Consider the following 9,458-nt stretch of genomic DNA (forward strand, 5'->3'; position numbering starts at 1 on the left):
GCAGGGGGTTCCCCGTGCCCCATGCGCCCACCCTGCACCCACCCTGTCTCCGTCCGGGGCCGCAGGCCGGTCACCTGCGGGGCAGTACGGTCGTCGGCCACCTGGCGAACCGTTTCGGCCAGACGTCGCCGTGAATATGCCAGGAGACTGGCCGGAAACACATGGTGACAGTGATTCAGCGGTGAACATACTCGACAACGAGAGCGCTTCACACCGCGCGACGGCGCCCTCACGCACAGCATGCGAGCCACGAGGTGGGCAGCCGGCCCGGCCCGGCGGGCGAGCAACGCAGCGGGGGAGGGAACGGGAACGTGCACGACGAATTCCTGTGCCACGTCACGGCGTACGGGGTCTGCGACGGCCGGCGCATCGGCGTACCGCTGGGCACCTACCGCGCTCCCACCCTCGCCCTCGCCCTGTGGTGGCTGCGCGACCGCGCCTCCTGGATCGCCGAGCGGCTGGACCCGCAGCCCGACGCCGAGCACTTACCGCCGGGCGCGCTCGTCCCCGTCGCCGATGGCGTGCCCGATGTACCCACCGTGCTGCGCACGTGGTGCGGTGATGACGACCGGCAGGAAGAGGTGGCCGAGGCGCTCGCCGCCGGACGCCTGGTGCGCCTCGCCACCGGCGACGACACCACCGAGTACGAACTGCTGGCCGAGTCCGTGGACGCGCTGCGCATGCAGCGCGCCGCCCGCGTGCTCGGCGTCCCGGTCGCCTGACCCCACCCACCCGGCCTGCCCCCGGCCCCTCCCCTCCCCGCCGCAGGGGCGCACGCCACCGGTGTCCCCACCGAGTCCAGCCCCACCGACTCCTCCGTCCCGGCCGCCCGGCCGCGTACGTCCCGGTGTGCGCCTCGACGGCGCGTCCCGCCCCCGCGTGCACCGCCGGTGTCTCCGTGAGGTGCCCGTCCTGGGAGCCCGGCCGCGTACGGTCCCGGTCCGTGCAACGGCGGTACGTCCCGCCTCGCGTGCGTCGCCGGGGCTCCCCGTGACGTCGGCTGTCCCGGTTGCCCGTTGCCCGGCCGGGTACGGCCCCCCGGTGCGCGGATCAGTTGCCGGTGCCGCCGCGCCGTCGGCGGGTGGCGTGTGCCACCGACGCCCCTGTGAAGCCGGCCGCCAGCCCCCACAGCAGAGCCAGCCCCAGGGCGCTCCACAGCCGCGGCTTGAGCAGCACCTCGCCGGAGAGCCCTTCGCCCAGGTCGCCGATACCGAGCACGGACAGACCGATCCGTGCGGAGATCCGGACCATGAGACAGATCATCAGCACCGTCAGCGCCAGCGCCACCCCCATGCGCACGGCGTGCTGCCAGATCCGGACGCCGGGCGGTGACAGGGCCGCCATCACGAACGCGACGGTCAGCAGCAGCACCGCGTCCGCCACCAGCAGCCACCACCACCGACCCCCGTCGTGCTCGACGAGCGTGCCCAGATTCAGCTCGGAGACGTCCGGAGTGCGCAGCACCTCGTCGAGCACCTGCGGCATGGGCAGCCCGAACGGCCCCTCCACCCTGCCGTCCCAGGTGGCACCGAGCCCGACGGTCAACGCGAGCCAGGCCACATTGGGCAGGCCCAGCAGCATCACCGCGAACGTCTCGACCGGGTGGCCCCGGGTGGCGGCGACGAACAGCGCGACGACGAGGGCGATGACCACGGAGGCGAGCAGCAGCCGCACCATCGCGAGCGCCGCGGGACGCACCGACGCCTGGAAGCCCAGCAGCCCGCCCGGCAGCGGTGCGCCGCGGGACACCATCAGCGACACCAGCAGCACCCCCGCCAGCCAGACCAGGCCGATCAGAACGGTCAGCGGCACATCGGCGGCGAACCCGACCACCGGTCGGAACCCGAACAGGTCACCGAGGTCACCGAGGTCACCGAGCGGGCCGTCGCCGAGCGAGATCTCGAAGGTATGCCGGGCGGCGAGCGCCAGGCCGAGCAGCGCGAGCAGCCACAGCGCGGCGATCCGCGCCGCCCACCCGCCCAGCTCGGGCGCGCCGGCGACCGCCCGGTGACGCGGCGGACGCAGAAACCCCCAGCCGATGACCAGCGCCCCGGTGAGGGTGACGGACAGCGGGATGACCGCCAGGCCGCCCTCGGTTCCCGCCAGTCCGCCGGCGTCCCCGGACAGCTTCACCGTGCCACCGACGGCCGTCACCACCGTGGCCGCGACGACCTGGGGAAAGGCGTCCCCCGGGAGGTCCGTGGCACCGGCCGCCCACAGCCCGAGCGCGGCCACCGCGCCCATCGCGGCCAGCGCGCCCAGGACCGTGACGAGGGCCTGCGCCCAGCCGTGGCGGGGGACCGCGGGGCCGGAAGAGGTGCGTGCGCTCACGTGTGCACGCTAAGCAGCCCCGGTCGGCGTCGCCTGCCGGGAGGTCCGTCCGCGTCGTCAGGTCGCCGGACGGACTACCCGGCATACGTCGCCTAGACCTCCCGGACCCCGCGGGGCGCACGGTCGGCCCGGATCACCAGGGCGTGGTCTCCGAGGCCCAGCAGTAGGCCGGGCGGCACCTCGCCGGCTGTCGTCAGGACCGCCTCGATGCGGCCGGTGACCGGATCGAACGCGGCGTCGAGCACCGTGCCGCGCTCCTCACCGCACTCCGTCAGTACTCCGCTCCCCACCAGCTCGTGGTGGTCCGGGACCGCGTGCGGGCCGCCGCCGGACCGGATGCCTGACCCGCGGACGACCAGTGTGCCGGGGCCGGCCGCGCGCAGGGCGTCCCAGGCCACCAGCGCGTTCCTGCGCAGCATGCCCCGCGCCATCACCACGTGCGTCACCCGCCAGGGCGCCCCCTCGACGGTCAGCGTCCGCACCACGCCGCCCCGGCCGGCGTCGCCCGGAGTCAGCACGGGCAGCCCCCGCACCCGGGAGAACAGCATCATCGGGCCGCACCTCGTCCGCGGTCGTGGAAGGCACCCACGCGGGCAGTGAACGCCGGCAGGTCGTCGGTGACGTACGTCGTCGCGTGCGCGGGGATCACCAGCGTCCGGCCGGTGACGCTCAGGGCCTCGCCCCGGGGCACGTACACCCGGTGCCTGCGGTGCCGGGAGCCGTGCACCAGTTCCCGGTGCGCGGCCAGCCGGAAGGCGACGAGCCGGCCGCTGGTGCCGCCCTCGACCAGGATGTCGAGCACCGTCCCCACCGTCTCGCCCTCGTCGGTCACCACCTGCGCCCCGAGCAGCCGTCCGCGCACCGCCTCGCGGCGCGCCGCGGAGAGCTGCAGGTCGCACAGTGCCCCCGTGTCGCGCACCATGACGGCCCGATGACCCAGGCAGTGCACCGCGGGCCAGGGCAGAATCCGCGGCAGGGGCCCCCGACAGCAGGGTCCGCCCGGTGAGGGTGAAGCTCTCGATCCGCCCGGCCGAGGCATCGAAGACGGTGTCCTTGACATGGGCCACGGCGTCCCCGCCCAGCGTCACCACGGGCAGCGTCGTCAGGCTCCGTACCCCGGTCAGTCCGCTCATCGCACGTCCTTCCGAACGGTCCCGGCGGATCCCGGGTTCCCCGCGGTGACGGACCGAACACGGATCAGGTGGACTGCGCCGCCGGACTCGGGGTACGAGGACTGGTGCAGATCATCCGGCCGGGCCGGCTTCGCAGAGAGAAAACGCATGACCTATCACTTGGACGGGGCAGTGATACCGACTGGTTTCGACGTGCCCGTGGAACCGCTGCGGCGAGAGGCGCACTTCTCCGGCGAGCCGGGATGCATCGCCGAGGCGCGGGCCTTCGCCGCGGACTTCCTCCAGCAGCTCAGGACCCAGTGGTACGCGTCGATCGACGCACGGTCCGACGGCGCGATGCTGCTGGTGGTGAGTGAACTGGTCACGAACGCGGACCGGCACAGCGAGGGCCCGTACATCCTGGAGCTCGAGGGCACGGACACCTCGCTCACCGTGGCGGTCTACGACAGCAGCGCCACCCTGCCCCGCGTCTTCCCCCGCGACCCCGAGCGGGTCGGACGGCACGGTCTGGAGATCGTCCGGGCGCTGGCCCTGGACGTCCGGGTGGAACGGGTGCCGGTCGGCAAGTGCGTGCGCGCGGTACTCAGCCTCGCGGCGGGCTGACCACCAGGGCCCGGCCCGTCAGGCGCAGCCGAGTTCGCCCAGCATGCCCTCGCGCAGCCGCGCGATGATCCGCTTGATCAGACGGGACACGTGCATCTGCGAGCAGCCGAGACGCTCACCGATCTCCGCCTGGGTGGCCTCCTCCACGAACCGCAGATGAATGATCTCCCGGTCGCGCTCGCTGAGCTCCGCCATCAGCGGGGCCAGCGTGTGGAAGTCCTCGACGAGCCGCAGCCCCTCCTCCTCGACCCCGATGAAGTCCGCGAGGACGGACTCGCCGCTCTCCGGGCCGTCACCGGTGAGGGCGGCGTCCAGCGACGAGGAGTTGTACCCGTTCGCGGCGATCTGCCCCTCGACGACCTGCCGTTCGGTGATGTTCATCAGCGTGGCCAGCTCGGCGACCGTGGGCTCCCGGTCCAGCCGGCTGGCGAGTTCCTCGCGGGCCTTGGCCAGCTCGACCCGCAGCTCCTGCAGCCGCCGCGGCACGTGCACGGCCCACGTGGTGTCACGGAAGAACCGCTTGATCTCACCCACGATGTAAGGCAGCGCGAAGGAGGTGAACTCCACCTCGCGCGACAGCTCGAACCGGTCGATCGCCTTGATCAGGCCGATCATGCCGGTCTGCACGATGTCGTCCATGTCGTCGCCCCGGCCGCGGAACCTTCCGGCCGCGAACCGCACGAGGGACATGTTCATCTCGATGAGGGTGTTGCGCGCGTACTGGTAGTCGTACGTGCCCTCCTCCAGCTCCGCCATACGGCGGAAGAACTGCCGGGACAACTTCCTGGCGTCGCGCGGAGCGACGGCCCGGGGGTCCAGTTCCAGCGGTTCTCCGCCATCCGCTCCGGCCTCGGTGTGCTCATCGACTACCTGCGCCTGCGACCGGATCACGGCGGTCTTCATTTCCTCTCCCCACGAACGTCACGGCTGCCATGTGCCTGAGCCTCGCAAGTACCCAGCGCGCACGGAACCATGCACACCGAGTTTCCGAGCGGTCCGGCAACGCGGTGCGCACGCCTGCGTACGAGGGTACGGCGTCACACCCCGCGCGGCAGCCCGGCACGGCGTGGCGGGCGGTCTTCACTCAGGGCGGAATGCCGCTGTCTTCCCCTCGGCTCCGGAATTCCTAGGCTGAGAACGTGACCGATCGAGCGCCGAACCTCGCCCCTGACGCCCGCGTCATTCCCCTGCGACCCGCGACGGTCCGGCCACCGGCCCCGGCCGCCCGTCCGAGAGAACCGCTGTGGCGCGATCTCGTCGGCGACGTGCTGCGCACGGAGCGCCTCGCCCAGGAGCGGACGCTGAAGGACGTCGCCGACGAGGCCCGGATCTCCATGCCCTACCTCTCGGAGGTGGAGCGGGGCCGCAAGGAGGCCTCCTCGGAGGTCCTCGCGGCCGCCGCCCACGCACTCGGTCTCGGCCTGGGCGACCTGCTCGCCCGGGCCCACGGCGAGCTGGTCCGCGTCACCGCCCGGCGGGCTCCCGCTCCGCGGGGTGTGCCCGGCTCCGCGCACAACGGGATGTGCCTGGCCGCCTGACCCGTGTCCGGTGCCTCACACCCTCGCCAGACGCCGGGCCAGCACCTCGTCCGCGAGGCCGTACTCCACGGCCTCGCGGGCGGTGAACACCTTGTCGCGGTCCATGTCCGCCCGCAGGGTCTCCACGTCGTGGTGCGTGTGCCGCGACAGCACCTCCTCCACCTGGGAACGGATCCGCACCATCTCCTTGGCCCGGAGCGACAGATCGGACGCCGTGCCGCGCGCCCCGCCCGTGGCCGGCTGCCCGAGCAGTACCCGCGCGTGTTCCAGGACGAACCGTCGCCCCGGATCCCCGCCGGCCAGCAGCACGGCCGCCGTGGAGGCCGCCTGCCCGACACAGAACGTCGACATGGGCGCCTGTACGAAGGTCATCGTGTCGTAGATCGCCATGAGCGAGGTGAACGAGCCGCCGGGGGAGTTGATGTAGACCGCGATCTCGCTCTCCGGGGCCGCCGACTCCAGGTGGAGCAGCTGCGCGATGACGACATTGGCGACGCCGTCGTCGATCTCGGTCCCCAGGAAGATGATCCGCTCGGAGAGCAGCCTGCTGAACACGTCGTAGGACCGCTCGCCCTGCGGGGTGCGCTCGACGACGTTCGGAATCGTGTACGTCCCCATCACTGCAGCCCCATCCTGCGCCGTGTCGCCGCCGGACGGACGTCGTCGAGCGACTCCACCACCCGGTCGACCATCCCGTACTCCATAGCCTGCTCGGCGGTGAACCAGCGGTCCCGGTCGCCGTCCCGGGAGATGGTCCGCGCGGACTGCCCGGTGTGTTCGGCGGTGATCCGTTCGATGGTCCGCTTGGTGAACTCCAGGTTCTCCGCCTGGATCTCGATGTCGGCGGTGGTGCCGCCGATGCCGCCCGACGGTTGATGCATCATGATGCGCGCGTTCGGCAGGCTGTACCGCTTGCCGGGCGTGCCGACGCAGAGCAGGAACTGGCCCATGCTGGCCGCGAAGCCCATCGCCAGCGTCGAGACGTCGTTGGGGATCAGCCGCATCGTGTCGTAGATGGCCAGGCCCGCGTGCACCGAGCCGCCGGGACTGTTGATGTACAGGCTGATGTCGGTGCGCGGGTCCTCGGCGGACAGGATCAGCAACTGCGCGCAGACGCGGTTGGCGGAGACCTCGTCGACCTGGGTGCCGAGCAGCACGATCCGCTGCGCGAGCAGTTGGGCGGCGAGATCGTCGTCGTACCGCGTCGGCGGAGTGTCACCCTCCTCGGCGCGGGGAAGCAGCGGGGCCGGCCGGTAGCCGGCGGCGCGTGGGTACATCGGCGCTCCTGGTGGTCGTCGGTCGAGCGCGGCCGGGGCGACCGCGTTCCCCCACTCTTGACCGGCCGGCGGGCCGCGCGGGGCCATCTCTGCCCCTGGCAGATTCGCCACCGGCAGAGCACACCCCGCCTCTCCCCACAGAGGTCCTGCGGCGGTCCCTGTCCCGGCCGGCCGGCCCTGCCTGCGGGCCCGGGGCCCGGCGTGCTTGTCGAGGTGAGCGGTGCTCTCGCGGGGAGGCCGGTGCTCCCGTGTGAGCGGTGCTCTCGCGGGCGACGCCGGCGGGTCCGGACCGAAGGTCGGCCGCACCGATGAGTTCCGGGGCGCGCGACGGTCGACACCGATGTCCGCGTTCCACGCCCGGGAGGTATTCATGACCACCGACGGATTCACCACGTGTCTCTGGTACGACGGCCAGGCGGAGGAGGCCGCGCACTTCTACGTCTCGGTCTTCAAGGACTCCGGTATCGGCGCCATCGTCCGGAACACCGGCGCCGCGCCCGGTGCCGAGGGCTCCGTGCTCACCGTCGAGTTCACGGCCAACGGTCAGAAGTTCGTCGCCCTCAACGGCGGGCCCGAGTTCACGTTCAACGAGGCGATCTCGTTCCAGCTCGACTGTGCCGACCAGGCGGAGATCGACCACTACTGGGAGAAGCTCGTCGAGGGCGGCGGCGAGCACGGCCCCTGCGGCTGGCTCAAGGACCGGTTCGGCGTCTCGTGGCAGATCAACGCGCTCCGGCTGACCGAGATGATCGGCGACCCGGACCGGCAGAAGGCGGACCGTGCCATGAAGTCCATGCTGGCGATGAGCAAGCTCGACATCGCCGCCCTGGAAAAGGCGTACGCGGGCGAGTGACGGCCGGGGGCGGGGCGGGACCGGTGGTGCGCCGGTCCCGCCGTCACCCGCGTTCGGCCAGGATCTCCCCGATCACATGGCGTGAGTTCGCCGCGAGCGCCGGGTTGGTGTCCCAGTAGTACGGCAGCTGGATCAGGGAGATCGACAGCGCCCAGCCCCGCCCCCGCGCCCACTCCGCCTCGTCGGCGCCCACCGCCTCACGGAAGACGCCCCGCACCTCGGCGGGCAGCAGATTCCAGGCGACGATCAGATCCACGGCCGGATCGCCCACGCCCACGCAGCCGAAGTCGATCACGGCGGCGAGCCGGCCGCCGGCGGTCAGCACGTTCCCCGGCGACAGGTCACCGTGCGCCCAGACCGGCGCCCCGGCGTACCCGGGGACCGCCAGCGCCTCCTCCCACAGCAGGGTCACCGCCTCCGTGTCCGTCCGCCCCGCCAGTTGTGCGATGGCCTCGCGCGTAGGCGTGTCCCGGGTGGACAGGGGCACGCCGCGGGGGCACGCCGGCGCGTCCGCCGTGTCGATCCCGCGCAGGGCGGTGATGTACGCGGCGAGGTCGACCGCGAGCGAGCCGGGGTCCTCCACCGCCCCCGCGACCGGGTTGGCGCCGTCCAGCCAGCGGTACACCGACCAGGGCCACGGGAACCCGTTCCCGGCTCCACCCCGCCCCAGCGGTTCCGGGGACGCGAACGGCAGGTGGGGTGCCAGCCGGGGCAGCCGGCGCCGCTCGTGCGCCACGCCGGCGACGGCACCCGAGTACCGGGGCAGCCGCACCACCGGTTCCGCACCGAGCCGGAACATGGCGTTCTCGGTCCCCGAGGACGCCAGCCGCTGCACCGGCAGACCGGCCCACCGCGGGTACCTGTCCGCGATCAGCCGCCGCACCAGCGGGGTGTCGATCTCCACCTCGTCGGGACGCATCCTCAGCGCACACATGCCACTCATCCCAGCAGTGTCCGCACTCCGCGTCGAACGGTTTTCGCACCGTCCGCTCAGCCGTCGCGGACGTCCTCGCCGATCACCCGGGCGATCTCCCGCGCGATGCGCAGGATGCCGGGGGAGGGGACCGGGCAGGGCCTGGGCGTGGACGTCGTGGGCGCCAGACAGAAGTGCAGGTAGTCGTCGTCCCGGTGCAGGGCCGTGCGGTCCCGTCCGGGTTCGGTGCAGTAGTCCGCGCGGGCCCGCTCACGGGCGTCGCACGGCAGATACTGAGTCCACGTGTAGCGGGCTCCCTCCGCGCTGACCGTCCTCCCCGCGTCGGCGACGAGCTCGCCGGAGCCGTCGGCCCGCCGCTCGCAGAGCTCGTTCACCCGGCGCACCCGGTCGGGAGTGACCGGATCCGGGCCCTGCAGCACCCAGACGATCCGCGGACCCCCGCCCCCGCCCGCCGAGCGGATCTGCTCCGTCAGCCGCCGCGCGTCGGCCGCGTACCGATCGAGGAACCGCTCCCGCGAGCCGTCGTAGGTGATCCCGTCCATGCACGGCGTATAGCCCCAGGCGTTGCCCCAGAACTGCAGCACCACGTAGTCCGGCCGCAGCTTCCGCACCAGTGCGGCCGCCTTGTCCGGCGCCGGCACCAGGGACCGCTCGGCGGAGCCCTCCAGGTAGTCGCAGAGGGTGGTGCCGGAGTACGGCGCGCTCGTGTAGCGGGCGCGCACTTCTCCGCGCAGCTCCCGTCCGAGCACCTTCTGGTTCTCCATCGCCAGGGAGTCCCCCGGATACAGC

The 9,458-nt window shown here is 72.6% G+C and carries 11 protein-coding genes and 1 pseudogene; 4 read left to right on the forward strand and 8 right to left on the reverse strand.

Annotation, left to right across the window (positions count from 1 at the left end; all coding sequences use genetic code 11):
- Window positions 1-311: 311 nt before the first annotated feature.
- The gene (locus tag B9S61_RS12065; RefSeq protein WP_103542249.1) at window positions 312-722 is read left to right on the forward strand and encodes a hypothetical protein; all 411 of its coding nucleotides are present in this window, start codon (window positions 312-314) and stop codon (window positions 720-722) included.
- A gap of 328 nt (window positions 723-1,050) precedes the next feature.
- Here the strand turns inward: B9S61_RS12065 and B9S61_RS12070 are convergent, their stop codons facing one another.
- From B9S61_RS12070 to B9S61_RS12080, 3 genes and pseudogenes are all read right to left on the reverse strand, one after another.
- Window positions 1,051-2,331: a streptophobe family protein gene (locus B9S61_RS12070; RefSeq protein WP_103542250.1), complete on the reverse strand. Its 1,281-nt coding sequence runs from the start codon at window positions 2,329-2,331 to the stop codon at window positions 1,051-1,053.
- A gap of 92 nt (window positions 2,332-2,423) precedes the next feature.
- Window positions 2,424-2,882 carry a PRC-barrel domain containing protein gene (locus B9S61_RS12075; protein ID WP_181007338.1) on the reverse strand — a complete coding sequence of 153 codons (459 nt, stop codon included), beginning with the start codon at window positions 2,880-2,882 and terminating at the stop codon, window positions 2,424-2,426.
- Window positions 2,879-3,464 (reverse strand): annotated as a pseudogene (locus tag B9S61_RS12080) (PRC-barrel domain-containing protein). The gene B9S61_RS12075 and the pseudogene B9S61_RS12080 overlap by 4 nt, the downstream one beginning before the upstream one ends.
- Before the next feature lie 147 nt (window positions 3,465-3,611).
- Between B9S61_RS12080 and B9S61_RS12085 the strand changes: the two are divergent.
- Window positions 3,612-4,067, forward strand: a complete 456-nt coding sequence (locus B9S61_RS12085) for an ATP-binding protein (RefSeq protein ID WP_103542251.1) — start codon at window positions 3,612-3,614, stop codon at window positions 4,065-4,067.
- Between the two features lie 18 nt (window positions 4,068-4,085).
- Here the strand turns inward: B9S61_RS12085 and B9S61_RS12090 are convergent, their stop codons facing one another.
- Window positions 4,086-4,970, reverse strand: coding sequence for an RNA polymerase sigma factor SigF (locus tag B9S61_RS12090; RefSeq protein WP_103542252.1), 885 nt, complete (start codon window positions 4,968-4,970; stop codon window positions 4,086-4,088).
- Window positions 4,971-5,206: 236 nt separating this feature from the next.
- Here B9S61_RS12090 and B9S61_RS12095 point away from each other — a divergent pair, with 236 nt between their 5' ends.
- Window positions 5,207-5,605 (forward strand): helix-turn-helix domain-containing protein, encoded by a 399-nt coding sequence (locus tag B9S61_RS12095; RefSeq protein ID WP_103542253.1) that lies wholly within the window; start codon window positions 5,207-5,209, stop codon window positions 5,603-5,605.
- Between the two features lie 15 nt (window positions 5,606-5,620).
- Here B9S61_RS12095 and B9S61_RS12100 read toward each other — a convergent pair whose 3' ends face one another.
- Complete coding sequence (locus tag B9S61_RS12100; RefSeq protein ID WP_103542254.1) at window positions 5,621-6,223, reverse strand: ClpP family protease; 603 nt, start codon at window positions 6,221-6,223, stop codon at window positions 5,621-5,623.
- Window positions 6,223-6,882: an ATP-dependent Clp protease proteolytic subunit gene (locus tag B9S61_RS12105; RefSeq protein ID WP_103542255.1), complete on the reverse strand. Its 660-nt coding sequence runs from the start codon at window positions 6,880-6,882 to the stop codon at window positions 6,223-6,225. The genes B9S61_RS12100 and B9S61_RS12105 overlap by 1 nt, the downstream gene beginning before the upstream one ends.
- Window positions 6,883-7,252: 370 nt before the next feature.
- Here B9S61_RS12105 and B9S61_RS12110 point away from each other — a divergent pair, with 370 nt between their 5' ends.
- Complete coding sequence (locus B9S61_RS12110) at window positions 7,253-7,735, forward strand: VOC family protein (RefSeq protein WP_103542258.1); 483 nt, start codon at window positions 7,253-7,255, stop codon at window positions 7,733-7,735.
- 43 nt (window positions 7,736-7,778) lie between these two features.
- Here B9S61_RS12110 and B9S61_RS12115 read toward each other — a convergent pair whose 3' ends face one another.
- The gene (locus B9S61_RS12115; RefSeq protein WP_181007339.1) at window positions 7,779-8,669 is read right to left on the reverse strand and encodes an aminoglycoside phosphotransferase family protein; all 891 of its coding nucleotides are present in this window, start codon (window positions 8,667-8,669) and stop codon (window positions 7,779-7,781) included.
- Window positions 8,670-8,725: 56 nt separating this feature from the next.
- Window positions 8,726-9,457, reverse strand: a complete 732-nt coding sequence (locus B9S61_RS12120; RefSeq protein ID WP_258039632.1) for an SGNH/GDSL hydrolase family protein — start codon at window positions 9,455-9,457, stop codon at window positions 8,726-8,728.
- Window position 9,458 lies beyond the last annotated feature (1 nt).

The organism is Streptomyces sp. SM1, assembly GCF_002910825.1.
GTDB lineage: Bacteria > Actinomycetota > Actinomycetes > Streptomycetales > Streptomycetaceae > Streptomyces > Streptomyces okerensis.